Source organism: Holdemania filiformis DSM 12042 (genome assembly GCF_000157995.1).
GTDB lineage: Bacteria > Bacillota_I > Bacilli_A > Erysipelotrichales > Erysipelotrichaceae > Holdemania > Holdemania filiformis.
Map to the genome: position 1 here is coordinate 1 of NZ_GG657554.1, position 16,048 is coordinate 16,048.

Annotated in this window: 14 protein-coding genes; 4 read left to right on the forward strand and 10 right to left on the reverse strand. The window is 51.6% G+C overall.

Features of this window, described 5'->3' with window-relative positions; translation table 11 throughout:
- Positions 1 to 28 precede the first annotated feature (28 nt).
- On the forward strand, positions 29 to 1,513 hold the full coding sequence (locus HOLDEFILI_RS04960; protein WP_006058391.1) for a DUF1846 domain-containing protein: 1,485 nt from the start codon (positions 29 to 31) through the stop codon (positions 1,511 to 1,513).
- 236 nt (positions 1,514 to 1,749) lie between these two features.
- On the opposite strand, the gene HOLDEFILI_RS04965 is transcribed toward HOLDEFILI_RS04960, so the two are convergent.
- From HOLDEFILI_RS04965 to HOLDEFILI_RS04980, 4 genes are all read right to left on the reverse strand, one after another.
- The gene (locus tag HOLDEFILI_RS04965) at positions 1,750 to 2,388 is read right to left on the reverse strand and encodes an HAD family hydrolase (RefSeq protein WP_006058392.1); all 639 of its coding nucleotides are present in this window, start codon (positions 2,386 to 2,388) and stop codon (positions 1,750 to 1,752) included.
- Positions 2,389 to 2,503: 115 nt separating this feature from the next.
- Positions 2,504 to 2,848, reverse strand: coding sequence for a DNA-directed RNA polymerase subunit delta (gene rpoE / locus HOLDEFILI_RS04970; protein WP_006058393.1), 345 nt, complete (start codon positions 2,846 to 2,848; stop codon positions 2,504 to 2,506).
- Positions 2,849 to 2,880: 32 nt separating this feature from the next.
- The gene (argS, locus tag HOLDEFILI_RS04975; RefSeq protein WP_006058394.1) at positions 2,881 to 4,527 is read right to left on the reverse strand and encodes an arginine--tRNA ligase; all 1,647 of its coding nucleotides are present in this window, start codon (positions 4,525 to 4,527) and stop codon (positions 2,881 to 2,883) included.
- Positions 4,524 to 4,919: a YwiB family protein gene (locus HOLDEFILI_RS04980; protein ID WP_006058395.1), complete on the reverse strand. Its 396-nt coding sequence runs from the start codon at positions 4,917 to 4,919 to the stop codon at positions 4,524 to 4,526. The genes argS and HOLDEFILI_RS04980 overlap by 4 nt, the downstream gene beginning before the upstream one ends.
- A 118-nt stretch (positions 4,920 to 5,037) precedes the next feature.
- Here HOLDEFILI_RS04980 and HOLDEFILI_RS04985 point away from each other — a divergent pair, with 118 nt between their 5' ends.
- Positions 5,038 to 6,924: a transglycosylase domain-containing protein gene (locus HOLDEFILI_RS04985; RefSeq protein ID WP_006058396.1), complete on the forward strand. Its 1,887-nt coding sequence runs from the start codon at positions 5,038 to 5,040 to the stop codon at positions 6,922 to 6,924.
- 205 nt (positions 6,925 to 7,129) lie between these two features.
- Here the strand turns inward: HOLDEFILI_RS04985 and HOLDEFILI_RS04990 are convergent, their stop codons facing one another.
- Both HOLDEFILI_RS04990 and HOLDEFILI_RS04995 read right to left on the reverse strand, forming a co-directional pair.
- Positions 7,130 to 7,966: a hypothetical protein gene (locus HOLDEFILI_RS04990; protein WP_006058397.1), complete on the reverse strand. Its 837-nt coding sequence runs from the start codon at positions 7,964 to 7,966 to the stop codon at positions 7,130 to 7,132.
- A gap of 240 nt (positions 7,967 to 8,206) precedes the next feature.
- Entirely contained in the window at positions 8,207 to 9,436 is a 1,230-nt protein-coding gene (locus HOLDEFILI_RS04995; RefSeq protein WP_039864061.1) for an HD domain-containing protein, read from the reverse strand.
- 147 nt (positions 9,437 to 9,583) lie between these two features.
- Between HOLDEFILI_RS04995 and proC the strand changes: the two genes are divergently transcribed.
- The gene (proC, locus tag HOLDEFILI_RS05000; protein ID WP_006058400.1) at positions 9,584 to 10,369 is read left to right on the forward strand and encodes a pyrroline-5-carboxylate reductase; all 786 of its coding nucleotides are present in this window, start codon (positions 9,584 to 9,586) and stop codon (positions 10,367 to 10,369) included.
- Positions 10,370 to 10,522: 153 nt separating this feature from the next.
- Here proC and HOLDEFILI_RS05005 read toward each other — a convergent pair whose 3' ends face one another.
- The 4 genes from HOLDEFILI_RS05005 to HOLDEFILI_RS05020 form a co-directional block, all read right to left on the reverse strand.
- Entirely contained in the window at positions 10,523 to 11,104 is a 582-nt protein-coding gene (locus tag HOLDEFILI_RS05005) for a hypothetical protein (RefSeq protein ID WP_006058401.1), read from the reverse strand.
- A 281-nt stretch (positions 11,105 to 11,385) separates the two neighbouring features.
- Positions 11,386 to 11,847: a YbaK/EbsC family protein gene (locus tag HOLDEFILI_RS05010; protein ID WP_006058402.1), complete on the reverse strand. Its 462-nt coding sequence runs from the start codon at positions 11,845 to 11,847 to the stop codon at positions 11,386 to 11,388.
- Positions 11,848 to 11,905: 58 nt separating this feature from the next.
- Positions 11,906 to 13,372 (reverse strand): sensor histidine kinase, encoded by a 1,467-nt coding sequence (locus HOLDEFILI_RS05015; protein ID WP_006058403.1) that lies wholly within the window; start codon positions 13,370 to 13,372, stop codon positions 11,906 to 11,908.
- Positions 13,365 to 14,057 carry a response regulator transcription factor gene (locus tag HOLDEFILI_RS05020; protein WP_006058404.1) on the reverse strand — a complete coding sequence of 231 codons (693 nt, stop codon included), beginning with the start codon at positions 14,055 to 14,057 and terminating at the stop codon, positions 13,365 to 13,367. Before HOLDEFILI_RS05020 ends, HOLDEFILI_RS05015 begins: the two co-directional genes overlap by 8 nt.
- A gap of 122 nt (positions 14,058 to 14,179) precedes the next feature.
- Between HOLDEFILI_RS05020 and HOLDEFILI_RS05025 the strand changes: the two genes are divergently transcribed.
- Positions 14,180 to 16,015, forward strand: a complete 1,836-nt coding sequence (locus HOLDEFILI_RS05025) for an FAD-dependent oxidoreductase (RefSeq protein WP_006058405.1) — start codon at positions 14,180 to 14,182, stop codon at positions 16,013 to 16,015.
- Positions 16,016 to 16,048 lie beyond the last annotated feature (33 nt).

A 16,048-nucleotide genomic window follows, 5' to 3' on the forward strand; every position in this document is an offset into this window, starting at 1 on the left:
GAAATTGAGTTTTTAAGGGGTATAGACTATGAAAAGACTGGCTTTCGACAACGAAAAATACGTGCAGATGCAGTCTGCCAAAATCAAAGAACGGATCAAACAGTTTGACAACAAGCTTTATCTGGAGTTCGGCGGCAAGCTTTTTGACGACTATCATGCCTCCCGCGTACTCCCGGGATTCCAGCCGGACAGTAAAATTAAAATGTTAATGGAACTGCGGGATTCCGTTGAAATCGTCATCGTCATCAACGCGACCGATATTGAAAAGAATAAAGTCCGCAGCGACTTGGGCATCACCTACGATCTGGATGTTCTGCGTCTGATCGACGCTTTCCGCAGCATCGACCTGTATGTCGGCAGTGTCGTCATCGCACAGTATGCCGGACAGATCACCGCGGATCAGTTTAAGAAAAAGCTGGAAAATCTGGGCATCAACGTCGTTCTGCATTATCCGATTCCCGGTTATCCAAGCAACGTGTCCTACATTGTTTCCGATGAAGGATATGGCAAAAACGAATACATCGAAACCACCCGCGAACTGATCGTCGTCACTGCCCCAGGGCCGGGCAGCGGCAAGATGGCAACCTGTCTGTCGCAGCTGTATCATGATTACAAGCGCGGCATCAAAGCGGGCTACGCTAAATTTGAAACCTTCCCGATCTGGAACCTGTCGTTAAAGCATCCGGTCAATCTGGCCTATGAAGCGGCGACGGCGGATCTCAACGATGTCAACATGATCGACCCGTTCCACCTTGAAGCCTATGGCGAAACGGCGGTGAACTACAACCGCGATGTGGAGGTATTCCCAGTCTTGAATACTTTATTTGAAAAGATTGCGGGCGTATCCCCGTACAAATCGCCGACGGACATGGGCGTCAATATGGTCGGCAACTGCATCATCGACGATGAAGCGGCGTGCCGGGCCAGCGAGGATGAAATTCTGCGCCGGTATTATCAGGCGCTGTGCGATTACCGCCGTGATATGGCGACCGAGGAATCCGTTCAGAAAATCGAACTGATCATGAATCAGGCCGGAATTGTGAAGGAAGACCGCAAGGTTGTCACCGCCGCCTTAAACAAAGCGGCGGAAACCGAAGCACCCGCCGTCGCCATTGAATTAAACGACGGTCGGATCATCACCGGGAAAACCTCCGATCTGTTAGGCGCTTCCAGCGCCGCGCTGTTAAACGCGTTAAAGGAAATCGGCGGCATCAACGACAACATCCCGCTGATCTCCCCCAATGTCATCGAACCGATCCAGAAGCTGAAGGTCCAGCATCTCGGCAATCATAACCCAAGATTACATACCGATGAAATCCTGATTGCCCTGGCGATTGCCGCGACGAACAATCCGGTATCCCATCTGGCGATGCAGCAGCTGAAAAAGCTGAAAGACTGCGAAGTTCATTCCACTGTGCTGCTTTCGGAAGTGGATTCGTCGACATTCAAAAAGCTGGGCATGAATCTGACGTGCGAGCCGGTCTACCAGAAGAAAAGATTGTATCACCGGTGAGCGTCGTAAGCATAAATCTGATCTGATTAAGGAGATTCCGATCTCCTTTTTTTATTGTTCTTTCTTATCACCGTTCAAGGTTCAACGTCAAAGCTGATTCGCTTTCTGAGGAGAAAAAAAGCATTGTATTTCATCGTCATGGCTTTTTAGCTTATCGAAAAGTAAAGCAATTCTCTACTTACAATAGAAAAGCATCATTTCCCGGGAAATAAAGAAATGACGCAAAATTTGCTTATTTAACCTAAAATCAGTGGTATTGCTTCAAGAATATTGGACACGACCGGTTTGCCGGAAGTGACAAGAAGCCTGCGGCTTTGATGACCGCGATCAATCAGAATACAGTCCCAGCCCAGCGCTTCCGCAACCTCCGCATCATGCAGGGAATCCCCGATCATGATCATTTCCCGGTCCGGCTGCGGATTTTTCCTCAGCCACGCCTGCGCGGCGCTCAGCTTCTCCTTGGCATAGATATCGGATATTCCGATCAAATCGCTGAACCATTCCGTACAGCCGCATTGTTCTGTCTGCATGCGCAGATGATCCTGCCGGGAAGCGGACAGAATCAGCGACGGCACACCCTGTTCCCGCAGCTGCTTGATCCCCGGCTCAGCGTCCGCGAACAGCCCGCAGCGCACTGCCCGTTCATGATACCCGCGCATATATTCCTCCGATAACGCCTCAAAGCTTTCCCGTTCCAGGTCAAAGCCGACCCGGCGGTAATAATCGATCACCGGAAACGTGAACACATTCTGGTATTGATCCACGCTTTCTAACGCCGGCAGATTCCTTTGACGAAGCATCGCGTTGACCGTTTCAATACAGACTTCCACATCATCCAATAATGTTCCATTCCAATCCCAGACTACTGTTTTCATTGGCTTCACCTTTCCTTCATCATGACTTAAGCTCACTATTCTTTGATCCTCTGATTCACTGGGTCAGACTTGGCTTTCCCCAAACGAAAAGGCAGACTGCGCTGCCCTTTCTCCATCAGAAGCTTTCTTCGTTTGTTTCTTCAAACGGAACTTTTTCCACTTCCGCCTCTTCCTCGAAGCTGTCCAGTTCGTCCAGCTCGTCGTTATTGTCGTCCTCGAGAACGATCGCACTGGTATCAAAGTGCGTTTCGTTATACGTATGCCGCGACCGCAGATCCCATTTGTTGTTGCCCAGGGAAGTAAAGCGGTTGTCCAGCATCATCGATGTGTAGAACGAGGCAATTTTCCGTTCCGCTACATTTTCGGAATAACCCATGATTTGAGAAACCTCATCCCACAGCTTGTTGAAGGTGACGCTGTTTTTCTTTTTGCTTAACAGTTGATAAGCAACATCAGTCATTGAACGATTTGACACTTTGAAACAGTCCTTTCTTACATTTTTTCAGGGGCGCTGACGCCAATCAGCGTCAGTGCGTTGCGCAGGGTCATTTCAGAAGCCTTCACCAACGCCAGACGTTGAGCGCTTAATTCCAGATTCGTCCGGTCCAGGACTTTGCAGTCCGCATAGAACGTGTGGAACAACTGCGCCAAACGGGTGATATAATTGCACATCTTGTGCGGCTGGCGGGTTTTGGCGGCATCGGCGACCGTAGAAGCAAATTCATTGATATGCTTAAGCAGATCCAGTTCTTTTTCGTGCGTGATCAGTTCGTAATGATCCGCAAGCGGGATATCCGCTCCCGAGCGCAGAATCGAACACATCCGTGCGTGAGCGTACTGAGCGTAGTAGACCGGGTTTTCGTTAGTCTGCTTCTTCGCCATGTCGATATCGAAATCCATGTGTGTATCCGCAGCGCGGGAAACGAAGAAGTACCGGACGGCATCGACGCCCGCTTCCTCCACCAGATCTTTTAAGGCAACGGCCTTGCCGGTCCGTTTGGACATCTTAAATTCTTCGCCGTCTTTCACCATCCGGGCCATCTGGATAATGTCCACTTCCAGATCGTCTTTATTTTTGCCCAGCGACTGCACCGCCGCCTTCAGCCGGGCAATGTAGCCATGATGATCGGCACCGAAGAAATCGATCAGCTTATCATAGCCACGGTCAAACTTGTCGACATGGTACGCGATATCCGGCGTCAGATACGTATAGCTGCCGTCGCTCTTGACGAGCACGCGGTCCTTATCATCGCCGAAATCGGTTGTGCGCAGCCACAGGGCGCCTTCGCTTTCATACGTCATGCCCTGAGCTTTCAGCGTGTTCAGCGCTTTGTCCACCATGCCGCGGTCATAAATACTCTGTTCACTGGTCCAGACATCAAACTCAACGCCGAAGGCCGCCAGATCGGCTTTCAGCTTCGCCAGCTCGGCCTGCAGTCCCTGTTGGCGGAAAAAGGAATAAGTTTCTGCTTTATCCTTATGCGCCAGGTCTTCGCCATATTCCTGTTTGAGGTCCTGCGCGATTTTAATCAGGTCCGGACCGTGGTAGCCGTCTTCCGGCACCTCCGCCTCCACGCCGCACGCCTGCAGGTAACGCGCCTGCAGCGACAGCGCCATGTTGCGGATCTGATTGCCTGCGTCATTCACATAGTATTCGCGCGTCACGTCGTAGCCCGCAAATTTCATCAGCCGCGTGACGGAATCGCCCATCGCCGCTCCCCGGGCATGGCCCGGATGCAGATCCCCGGTCGGATTCGCCGAAACATATTCGACGTCGACCTTCAGTCCCTGGCCTGCGTCGGAACGTCCGTAGTTTTCATTTTCCTGCAGCACGACGCCGATCACCGACGCCAGACTCGCGCTTTCCATAAAGAAATTGATAAAGCCCGGACCCGCGATTTCACATTTAGCGACTGAGCCTTGCTTCAGATCCAGATGATCGATCAGCTGCTGCGCGATCATCCGCGGATTCTGCCGCAGCTGCTTTGTCAGCCGCATCGCCGCATTCGTCGAGTAATCGCCGTGGATCTTTTCCTTTGGAATTTCAATGACGACGTCGCCGCTTTCCCAATCCAGGTCAAAAGCCTGTTTCACCGCGTTTATGATGCAGGTTTTGAGGTTTGTTTCAATTTGATTCACGCTTCTGCCTCCTTAAAAAACCATTCGATCTGGAAGCGGTCGGACGGCTGTCCCGGCTCGCCGATTTCATACGCGACGCGCCAACAGTCCTCCGTTTGTTCCAGAAGAGTCGTAAGATTGCCGATTTCAAAAACACCGAACTCCGTTTGAATGCGGGAGACGGATCGTTGATGAAGCACCAGGAACATCGTGGTTACCGCTTCACCTTGACGTTGGATCGTTATGCTTTGACTTTGTATTTCAACCCGGACCGGACACCGGTCAGGCCCGGTCTCGGTATAAAAAAGCTGATTCCCGCCGGCGACCTCGCATGCGCATTCGCACAGGCATTCGGTCTGCCCGGTATTCAGATCGGTTCGTACAACGCGAACTTGTTTTGGTTTTGAAATCATGTTTCTTTTTCCTTTATTCCCTATGATTATAACGGTTGTTGAATAGTTGTCAATAGTCAATTTCAATAAGTTTAAAATTCTTTCTACGGGCCACAATAAACCTACGAGGTGATGGACGATGAAAAAACTGATCACGGCCGGATGCGTCCTGACATTGTGCGGATTACTGGCGCTTTTGGGCTTCTACGGCTACGCTTATTTGTCGTATGTCCCGCTGCTGGGACAGGACAGCCGGATCCGTCTTTATAATAACCAGGGCGGTTTAATTTATGAATCGACCTATCAGAAAAACAGTGAATGGATAAATTTGGAGGAGGTTCCGCAGACGATGATCGACGCGGTGATCTCGATTGAGGACCGGCGTTTTTATCAACATTATGGATTAGATCCGATCCGGATTGCCAAAGCGGTGCTGGTCAACGCTGAAAACGGTGATATCGTGGAAGGTGGTTCGACGATCACCCAGCAACTGGCGCGCAACCTGTTTCTGACGCTCGATCAGACCTGGTCGCGAAAGTTTCAGGAAGCAGTGTACGCCGCGAAGCTGGAAATGCATTTCTCCAAGGATCAGATTCTCGAAACCTATCTGAACACCATCTATTACGGCCACGGCGTCTACGGCATCCAGAAGGCTGCCGCGTTTTTCTTCGGCAAGGAGCTGGACGACTGCACCTTAGGCGAAATGGCGATGCTGGCGGGAATTCCCAACGGTCCCTCTTTATTCTCCCCTTTTATTTCGATGGACAACGCCCGTTCACGACAGGCCGTCGTCTTGCAGGCGATGGTCGACAACGAGAAGCTTTCCCAGAGGGAAGCCGACAGCGCAAAAGCGCAGCCGGTGCTGCTGGCGGACTTTTCCACCCAGAAAATCATGGGCTCCAGCGGGTATTATAAGGACGCCGTGCTGGCGCAGCTGAAAGAGATGGGCTTCCTCGATCAGGAAACGCTGGAAAAGGGGCTGAACGTCTATACCTATCTGGATCCGGAAATGCAGACGATTTTGCAGGATGCCGTCGACGATCACATACCGGATACCGATCAACAAATCGCCGGATTAATCCTGGAGCCGTTTACCTTCAACGTCCTGGCGATGGTCGGCGGACGGGATTACACGACCTCCCAATACAACCGCGCGCTGTATTCCACCCGTCAGGTCGGCTCGACGATCAAGCCGCTGCTTTACTACATCGCTCTGCAGCAGGGGTTATCCCCCTCTTCGACCTTTCTTTCCACCGCGACCCAGTTTCAGATCTCCCAAAGCGTTTTTTATGCCCCGACCAATTACCGCAACGTCTATCCGGAAAAGGAAATCTCAATGATCAACGCGATCGGCGTATCCGATAATATCTATGCCGTGAAAACGCATTTGTTTCTGGGCATGGATCTGTTGGCGGACGGTCTGGCCGCCTTCGGCATCGAATCCGAGGAAGCCACGGCCGCGATGGCTTTGGGCGCGACGCATTTTCCGCTGATCGATCTGGCGAAGATTTACAACACGTTCGCCTCGGAGGGGCTGATGGATGAGCCGTCGATGATCCGGTTAGTGACCGATAACGCCGGCAACATCCTCTATCAACGCCAGGAAAATCCAAAACAGCTGCTGCACCGCGATGAAACGCTGATGCTTTCCCAGCTGCTGCGGGCGCCGTTCGATATCAAAAATCTGCAGGTGATGACGCCTTCCCTGTTAGGCTACGAGCCCTATACAACGACGGCCGCAAAGTCCGGATCCAGCGACTGGGACAGCCTGATCGCCGGGTATAATCCGCAGATGACCGTCGTGCTGTGGAGCGGGTATGATGAAAATGAAAAACTGGAAACCAACGAGGAACGGCGGGTGCCGAAACAGATCTGGAAGCAGATCTTCAACACTGTCTATCCTCAGGATTCCCCCGGTCCCTGGTACACGCTCAGCCCCCAGCTGGAGGAACGGCGCGTGGATCCGATCAGCGGTCAGCCCAATCCGGCCGGTTCGCTCTACTGGTTTCGTCACACGGATCCATAAGTTTAATGCAAAGCTTTTCCAGACCCTTGGTCAGCTCGCCCTGTAAAAGCCAGACAACAGAAAGAAAAAGAAAGACCGAAAGGCGAGGGAGCGAACCTTCCGGTTTCATTTCACATAGACTGGGGCAGGAGGTACAGCGATGATCCGAGGACTATGTACCGCGCTGGCCGGAGCGCTGACGCTTTTCGCTCTGTTGGCAGCCGGCTTATGGCCGCCGCTGCTGTGGGCAAATGCCAGCGCCGGCCTGGCCTGTATGACGTGCCAGATGGCGCTGCTTGTTTTTTTGATGAGTAAACATGAATAACCGGCGGCGCCAGCGAACAACATCCACCGTAGGTTCCGGGCAAAGAGTGATGCCCATCGCCGCCAGCTGCCGGGCCAGCTGATCCCGCAGATATTCAGGATCCGCGGCCTGCGGCGAGGGAATCGGCATACTGATCCAGGCCTGAGCCTTCCGGCTGACAAACCGCAGACCGCCAGCATCGATCAGGGGGCCGAGCTTCTTGGCCAGCTGGTCCCAATGATGAATTTGGGCGATCACTTCCCCACGTCGTTCCACATCCAACAGCTTCGCCGTCATGACCTGTGCTTCCAGCCGATTCCGCTGAACCAGCGGGTCGATCTGACAGCGCAGCACACCTACTTTAATGTTTCCTTCTTCGAGTTCCCATTCGATCCGGCATGCGCCCTCCCTGCATCGGCCGGACTTTTTCTGTTTCCAGACCGTTTTTTCCTCCTCCAAGGTTAGCGCGTTTGCGGCGCTCTCCAGCTGACCGCTCCGGCAGCCCCATTGCCACATCAGACGGTTGGCGAAGCGCAGCACCCGCGGCATCACGGCGGGATCGCCGCTGGTTAAGCCGCCCAGAAACAGCTGTTTTTCCTGCTTGCTGACAACGCCGGCGACGCATACCCCATGCGCTTCCACCTGGAAACACCGCCGGGAAGCGGCAGGAAAGGCAGGATCCAAAAACCGCGGGTCCACCCGTCCATACGCTTCCGCCGCTGTCCGGTATTCTATTTCCGCCAACCATTTCCATCGCATTGCCCATTCCCCCTTTTTTTCACGACTGTCAATTTAATTAGACATTTTATGACAGCGAAAAAACGAAAGAAAAAGCCCGGTTTCCAGAAAATTTCCGGATTTCCAGGGCTGTCAGGGAAAGTCTACTTTTTGCGTTTGAGCTATATGCTTCAAAAACCGCGCTGATCAATAGCCGTATTATATCATTATTTCCAATCTTTGGGAGGCTCACTGGTAAGAATTTCCGCAAGTTTATTAACCTTATCGGTCCCTCTCCATTTCCCGCGGGTAGTACATCCGCAGGTCATTCTTGGATTCTCCATGGACCAGGGCCGCCGCGATGACCGAGGCGTCGGATAGTTCCTGAATCATGCCGTCCTCCATCAAAACCCAGACCATCGAATTTTCATTTCCCTGATAAGGTTGGTACGGGCGCTGCCGGACTTCGTCAACAGTCAGATAGTACGCCGGATCCCAGCCGTTTTCCACTAACCGCGCGCGCATCGCTTCGAGCTGATCGTGCTGATGGATTTCGCACGACTGGAACAGATCGCGATCCAGCAGCCGCCGTGCCAGATCCGCGGCGATCGGATCCGCGCTTTGCCGGAACAGCGTAAACCCGTAGTTGCAGGCGGGTTCATCCATCAGAAAATGATCCTCGACGCTGACGTCGCGTCCCTCCAGGAAAGCGTTGAAAATTGGAATTTGTTCCAAAATCGGACTGTGCTGATCCCGCAGCTGCTTTAACCGCGCAAACATCAGCGCCAGCATCGACTCAAAGCTGCGCGATACCGGATGAAAATAAACCTGCCAGTACATGTGATAGCGGGCCATAATGTAGTCCTCGACGGAATGCATGCCGCTTTCCTTGACGACCATTTTATGATCGCGCACGCGGATGGTCCGCAGGATCCGTTCCAGATCAAATTCGCCGTATTTCGTCCCGGTGAAGTAAGCGTCCCGAAGCAGATAGTCCATCCGATCGGCATCCAGCTGCCCGCTGATCATCTGAACGAGAATTTTATTGGGATGGGTATGATCGATCACCGCCGCCACCTTTTCCGGCAGCGATGGACTGCAGCGGACTAACGCGCGATGGACTTCTGTCTCTTCAAGAATGATCCGGCGCGTCATTTCCTCATGCTTGGCGATGGTCACGGATTCAAACGCATGGGAGAACGGACCATGCCCCAAATCATGAAGCAGACCGGCGGCCATGACCGTAATCTTTTCTTCCTCGCTCAGTGTTTCCCGCAGATCGCGGATTTCCTCGACCATCCGCCGGGCGATCTCATAAACCCCTAAAGAATGCGCGAACCGGGAATGCTCCGCGGTATGATAGACTTGAAACGCCCCGCCCAGCTGCCGGATTCGTTTCAGCCGCTGAACCTCGCGGCTGTTGATACAATCCCAGATCACTTTCAGATCAACGTGAATATAGCCATGAATTGGATCGCGAAGTACTTTGACTTCGTTCAGTTTCTCAAACATTGTTTCCCACCTGGCCTTTCTGCTTTTATTTTAATGGTTTCGCGGGATAATTACAATTCACGAGCGGTCGAAGTTGACGGTTTGTTGTATAATGAAACCAAATCGAAGAAAACCGGGAAGACCGGATAAAAAAAGGAGGACTTTTCTATGACGACAATCGGATGGATTGGCACAGGCAATATGGCCTCGGCGATCATTCGCGGGATTACTCAGAAAACACAGGCTTACACGATGGCGGCCTATTCGCCCCATTTAGCGGAAAAGGCAGATTTCCCGGCCCAGAAGTACGACTCGGCGGCCGAAGTGGCAAAGGTGAGCGACGTTTTATTTCTGGCGGTCAAACCGGTTAAAATGGCAGAAGTGCTCGCCGATATCAAACCCGCGCTGCGGCCGGAAACGCTCGTTGTGACGATCGCCGTTTCTTTAACGCTGGACTGGTATGCCCAGCGCTTAGGAGAAGACGTCCACCTGGTCCGTACCCTGCCCAACACCTGCGCCGCCGTCGGAGAAGGGTTTACCGCCTTAACCTTTAACGCTCAGGTCACAGAATCGGAAAAGCAGCTGGTGCTTTCCCTCTTGGCTATGACCGGGAAAACCGCGGTGATCGAGGAAGCGCAGATGAACGCGGTGTCCGCCCTGACCGGCAGCACCCCGGCTTTGATCTATATGATGATCGAAGCGATGGCTGACGCCGCCGTCAAACATGGAATTCCGCGCGTCCAGGCGTATGCGATGGCAGCCCAGGCCGTAAAAGGCGCCGGGGCGATGGTGAGCGAAACCGGACTGCATCCGGGGATCTTAAAGGATCAGGTTTGTTCGCCGGCTGGCAGTACGATCGTCGGCGTCGAAAAAGCGGAAGCCCTGGGCTTACGTTCGGCCATGCTGGAAGCGGTCGACGCGATTATTGAAAAAACAAACCAGATTTCCGGCTGACCTTTGAGTTCACGGCTGTCCTGCTTCTTATTTTATTCGGCTTTATGATTTCAGAAATAAGCACTGAACATCTTTCTCAGTTCAGTGCTTCTTGTTTTTCCGCCATTTAATTAAGCTATCACCCCGTCTTTGCGAAGAAGATGGAGATCTCGGTTAAGCCGGGGATGACCAGAACATTTTCTCCAAATAAGATCGGACGAGATCCTTTTTTTCTTCATCGGAAGAAAATTGTTTTTCATCTCTGCGGCTGATTTTCATTTTTCCAAAGACATATAAACAATCGGATCGAAACTTAAAGTAGTAAAACAAAGTGGCCGCATCATCATACGCTCCCTTCATGAGCGAAACGTGAACATCTGAGATTGTCATAAAATCTTCTTCGATGATGATTCCGTGGGTGATGTAAGGCGGCAGCTCACAGGAAGAAAAATACAGGCGCATTTCCAATCCCGCAATTTTGTTGCCTCCATTATAATCAAAGCTTTGCCCGACCTGTTTCCTTTTATCCCAGAAATTTTGTTTGTAATATAAGTTGTTGACCTCAAACCATCCTTCATTCAATGTTTCACGAAAAAACAAATTCACCGTTTTTCCGTTAGGCGCCACATCTAATTCATGGCAATCAACACAAGCCTCGCTGCTTATTTGAGGGTATACGTTATGATACATTTCGACTAGCTTCAGCCCGATCATGACCGCAAGCGCCAAGCACAGATATTTTAATTTTCTTTTCATTGTTTTTATCCTGCTTCTAATCTGAGATCTAAATTTGTGATGATGATCATACGGCAAGGATTATGAGAATCTTTCCTGTGAAATCCTGTTTGTTTTTGTTTTGTTCAAAGAATCGGAAGGGACTTTGCCCTTTAATTACTATGGATTGTTTCAGAAGATTCCGCAGAGAGTCTTCTTTCTCTACCGCTCCTTTTCAGTTTAGAAGTTTTATATAAGCCGCCCCTTCGTCAGCCGGGAAAGCAATAAAATTTATCCCCTTTTTTTCGGTTAATTCTTATCCCCTATTTACAGACGTTAATCCAGGCTTGTGCCTGCGCGATTTCAAACAACCGGTCAGGCGTCAGCTCGATCGCGCTGTTGCCGCTGCCGCAGGCAGGAAACACCGTTTCAAACCGTTTGAGCGATTCATCCAAATAGACTGGAATTCCCGGATGAATGCCGAACGGACAGACGCCGCCGACCGGATGCCCGATCACCGGTTCCACTTCCTCATAGCTTAACATTTTCGCTTTGACATGAAAGAACGCTTTATACTTCGCGTTGTCAATTTTCTGATCACCGGCCGTCACGACCAATACTGGCTGTTCCTGCACCCAAAACGACAAGGTTTTCGCAATCCGCGCTTCTTCCGTGCCCAGGGCTTCCGCCGCTAACGCCACCGTTGCGCTGGAATGCTCCAGCTCAATAATCTGATCGGCGCAGCCCCAAGCTTTCAGATAGTCCCGGGCTTGTTCAATCGCCATAAAATCACTCCCAATCTGTTTTTAATCCTACCTCATTTTAAATAGTTGTCAATCTCTGTCAGTTTTCCACACTTATTTTATCTACTGGAAACACAAGCGTAAACGTGGTGCCCATGCCTACTGTACTTTCAACCTGAATCTCAATTTGATGCCGGACGGCGATCTCTTTTGCGATCGCCAGCCCCATTCCTGAGCTGCCGCGCTCAATCCCTTTTCCCTGCCGATAAAAACGTTTAAAGATATGGGAAACCGCTTCCTGATCCATGCCTGCGCCTTCATCCTGAATCACAATTTCACCGCGATCAGTCTGATAATAATAAATAGATTTCCCAGATTCTGTATATTTGACCGCGTTGTCCAGAATCAACATCAGCAGCTTGCGGATCAACTCATAATCGCCCAGGATGACAAAATCATTCTCCGGCGGCTGCGTCACAAACTGAATTTTCTTTTTCATGGCCATCCCGCGGGCACTCATCGCCGTATCCGACATCACCTCGGAAAGATGAACCGGCTCCTGTTTAATTTTAAATTCCTTGGTTTTCAAGGTCGAAATCATTAGTAAATCCTGAATCAGTTTCTGGAGGTACTGACTTTCAGCCAACATCTGTTGGTAATAGGCGGCGACGTCCTCCGGATCCTTGATCACCCCATCCGCCAGCGATTCCAGCGATCCGCGGATCACGGTCACCGGTGTTTTTAGCTCATGCGAGATATCTGCCAGGAAATTATCGTGCATTTTCGCTTCGTTTCTCTGGATTTCCTTACTTTTGCGCAATTCGATTGCCAACTGGTCCATCGAATAGGCCAGCTGACCGATTTCATCTTTTTGATGAATATTCGTCTGAATCGACAGGTTGCCGTGCGCCAGTTCGTTGGCAATCTGCGTAATTTTCCGAATCGGCGCGGTGAAACGAAACGACATGAATACGCTGACTAACAGAAGCAGCAGTAAAACGACCAGTGTCAGCCCGAAAAGAAAACGGTTGATCTTCGACTGCATCGCCGCGGAATCCCCTGCCTGATGCAGAATCAAGAGAATCCCGACGGTTTCCCCCTGACCATTATGAATCGGCGCCGCCCCGGCGATAATATGCCCTTCTTTCGTCGGAAACTCAAGACAGGAACTTTCTCCTGCCAAAGCTGAATCGCGGACCGTTTCCGCTTCCGGGATCAAAGCGATATCGTTTTTCTGCACCAGCTGATCTTCGTTTAAATACAAATATTCTCCATTTTGATCACACAGGGAATAGCTGTAATCGCTGATATCGGAAAGCATCGCCAGACTGTATTCCACGTTGCCCAGATTCCGGACGGTCTGGATAAAGTTATCCGGCCGCGTATCTTCCGGAAGCATGCGTTCAAAGGTTTCCGCCGCGTTTTCCGCACCGCGGAAAATGATATCCACATGGTGGGTATTCAGAACATCGGCGGTGAAGTGCGAAAAATTATACACCAGAATCACCGCATAGCTCAGAATTACAGCACTGAACATAATGACCAGCTTACTTGTCAGCTTACTCATACTTTTTTTCCTCATAGGCAAAACTGTACCCTACGCCCCAGATCGTTTTGATGGAAAAGCAGGGGTGCGGATATTCGTCCAGCTTGGCGCGCAGCCGCTTCACGCAGGAGTCCACCGCCCGGTCGTAGCTTTCTCCGCTGTATCCCCAAACCAGATCGAGAAGAATCTCGCGGGAATACACCCGTCCGGGATGGGAAGCGAGCAGCACCAGCAGCTCCATTTCTTTCTTTGTCAAATTGATCGGATTACCGTCCAGACTGACTAAATTCCGGCTTTCCTGAATCATTAAATTTCCATAAACGAAATCGGCCTGTTCCGGATTGTCCTCCGTTCTGCGCAAAACCGCGCGGATCCGCGCCATCACCTCCTGACAGGAAAACGGCTTGAGGATGTAATCGTCAGCCCCGATATCCAGTCCCATGACGCGGTCCTGATCGGCTGTCTTGGCAGTAATCATCAGGATCGGCACACGGGATACTTTGCGGATACACTGGCAGACTTCAAAGCCGTCGATATCCGGAAGCATCACGTCCAGAAGGATGACATCCGGCTTATAATTGGTAAAATAAGTAAGTCCTTCCTGACCGGTATGCGCGATCACCATCGTATAGCCGGCTTCTTTTCCATAATGATATAAAATGTTGCAGATCGATTCGTTATCATCCACTATGAGTATCGTTTTCATGTTCGTTCTCCCGTTTTTATTATAACAAACAACAGAATTGCGTCAAAACTGTGTCAAAAACAAAATATTTTCAACACATTGTTAAATTATTATCTTGTTGCATTGTAAGAGGAGGAAAGACAATGAAAAAGCTTCTTAAACTGGCTTTATGTCTGGTGCTCGCTGCTTCAGCCGCCGGCTGCGGCAATAACAACGGCGCCGGCACGCCAACCCCGGACACCTCAGCCGCCGCGCTGACACCGGGAACCTATACCGCGACGGTCACCGGCCACAACGCGCCGATCACGATTGAGGTCACGGTCACCGATCAGGCGATCGAATCGATCAACGTCGTTGAATCATCGGAAACGGCCGGAATCGGCACCAACGCAATGGAACAGCTGACCGATGAGATCATCGCCAACCAAACCGTCAATCTGGATACGATTACCGGATCGACGATCACCAGCGCCACCTTCATTTCTGCGGTCAAAGACGCGCTGACTCAGGCTGGCGCGGATCTGAATACTCGCTTCAACACCGAAGTCGCGGCGGAAGCGCTCAACGACAGCTATGACTGCGACGTGCTGGTCATCGGCGGAGGCGGATCCGGTATCACGGCCGCCGTGCGGGCCGCCCAGACCGGCGCCAGCGTCATCTGTCTGGAAAAGAACGGCTTCATCGGCGGCGATACGGTCTTAAATGCCGGCACGATGGTCGCCACCAATTCCCGGATTCAAAAAGAAGTCCTGAATGAAACGCAGGATTCTTCCGACTTGTTGTATGAAGATATCATGAAGGTCGGATTGGAAAAGAACGATCCGGTGCTGGTCAGACTGCTTGCGGATAACATCGGCGAGTGCATCGACTGGCTGACCGACGATTTAAAAATTGCCTATGACGCGGCCGCGACGCAGTATCCGGATCATTCCGCTTCCCGGCAGATCGGCGTTGTCGGACGCTCAGTTTCCTTCCTGGATCAGATGCAGGCGCTGTTAGCGCAAAATCACGGCCAGCTGTTCACCGATGTGCGGGCATCCAAGCTTCTGACGGATGACAACGGCGCGGTAATCGGCGCGCTGGGCACGGATGCGACCGGCAAGGAAGTCACCTTCAACGCGAAATCCGTCGTCCTGGCGACCGGCAGCTTTGGTGCGAACCAAGAGCTGCTTCCAAAATCGCTGGACGGATACCTGTTCTATGGCCGCGACAGTGACACCGGCGATGGCTTAGTCATGGGCGAAGCCGTCGGGGCGGCGACGATCAATCTGGATTTAGTCAAGGTTTACGCGCAGGGAGTTGAAAAGCTTCCGACCAAGGGGTTAGCCGCCACTGCCAGCTCGACGGCAGCGACCAACGGTCACGGTGCGATCTATGTCAACTCCAAGGGTGAACGCGTTGTCAGCGAAGTCGGCACATTAAGCGACATCACCAATGCTACCGTGGCTCAGGAAGATAAAATTCTCTACCTGGTTATGGATGAAGAAGCCTATGCCGCCTATCTTGCCAAGTCTGTGGAAGACAAGCTGATTCCTTCCGAAGCTTCGATCGAAGACTGGTATTCGGTTTCCAATAATGGTAAGCCGATCATCGTCAAAGGTGAAGATCTGAGCGCACTGGCAGGTCAGATGGACATCGACGCAGAAGCCTTAGCCGCGACGGTCGCCGACTACAACGAAATGTGCGCTGCGGGAAAAGACACGCAGTTTGACAAACCCGATCCGGTTGCTTTAAAAGAAGGAACTTATGTGATCGTCGAACAGAAGCCACGTTTCGCAACGACGCTGGGTGGTTTAAAAGCAAACGAAAATCTCCAGATTGTCGATGCTGAGGGCAACCCGATCGCCAACCTTTATGGCGCAGGCTGCGTTGTCGGCGGCGCGAACGGCGCAGATTCCATGACGGCGATGATGCAGGGATGGGCCAACTTCTCCGGTTATACCGCAGGCACGAACGCTGCGAAAAACGCGGGTAAATAAGAGAAGTCCTGACGTTATTTCAGACTGTCATTT

What these genes read in the sequence shown, in the direction of transcription:
- HOLDEFILI_RS05010 (WP_006058402.1), bottom strand. Translation starts at nt 11,847, where the DNA reads ATGGCGATTGAACAAGCCCGGGACTATCTGAAAGCTTGGGGCTGCGCC.
- HOLDEFILI_RS04985 (WP_006058396.1), top strand. Translation starts at nt 5,038, where the DNA reads ATGAAAAAACTGATCACGGCCGGATGCGTCCTGACATTGTGCGGATTA.
- HOLDEFILI_RS05005 (WP_006058401.1), bottom strand. Translation starts at nt 11,104, where the DNA reads ATGAAAAGAAAATTAAAATATCTGTGCTTGGCGCTTGCGGTCATGATC.
- HOLDEFILI_RS04960 (WP_006058391.1), top strand. Translation starts at nt 29, where the DNA reads ATGAAAAGACTGGCTTTCGACAACGAAAAATACGTGCAGATGCAGTCT.
- rpoE (WP_006058393.1), bottom strand. Translation starts at nt 2,848, where the DNA reads ATGACTGATGTTGCTTATCAACTGTTAAGCAAAAAGAAAAACAGCGTC.
- HOLDEFILI_RS04965 (WP_006058392.1), bottom strand. Translation starts at nt 2,388, where the DNA reads ATGAAAACAGTAGTCTGGGATTGGAATGGAACATTATTGGATGATGTG.
- proC (WP_006058400.1), top strand. Translation starts at nt 9,584, where the DNA reads ATGACGACAATCGGATGGATTGGCACAGGCAATATGGCCTCGGCGATC.
- HOLDEFILI_RS05020 (WP_006058404.1), bottom strand. Translation starts at nt 14,057, where the DNA reads ATGAAAACGATACTCATAGTGGATGATAACGAATCGATCTGCAACATT.
- HOLDEFILI_RS04995 (WP_039864061.1), bottom strand. Translation starts at nt 9,436, where the DNA reads ATGTTTGAGAAACTGAACGAAGTCAAAGTACTTCGCGATCCAATTCAT.
- HOLDEFILI_RS04980 (WP_006058395.1), bottom strand. Translation starts at nt 4,919, where the DNA reads ATGATTTCAAAACCAAAACAAGTTCGCGTTGTACGAACCGATCTGAAT.
- HOLDEFILI_RS04990 (WP_006058397.1), bottom strand. Translation starts at nt 7,966, where the DNA reads ATGCGATGGAAATGGTTGGCGGAAATAGAATACCGGACAGCGGCGGAA.
- HOLDEFILI_RS05025 (WP_006058405.1), top strand. Translation starts at nt 14,180, where the DNA reads ATGAAAAAGCTTCTTAAACTGGCTTTATGTCTGGTGCTCGCTGCTTCA.
- HOLDEFILI_RS05015 (WP_006058403.1), bottom strand. Translation starts at nt 13,372, where the DNA reads ATGAGTAAGCTGACAAGTAAGCTGGTCATTATGTTCAGTGCTGTAATT.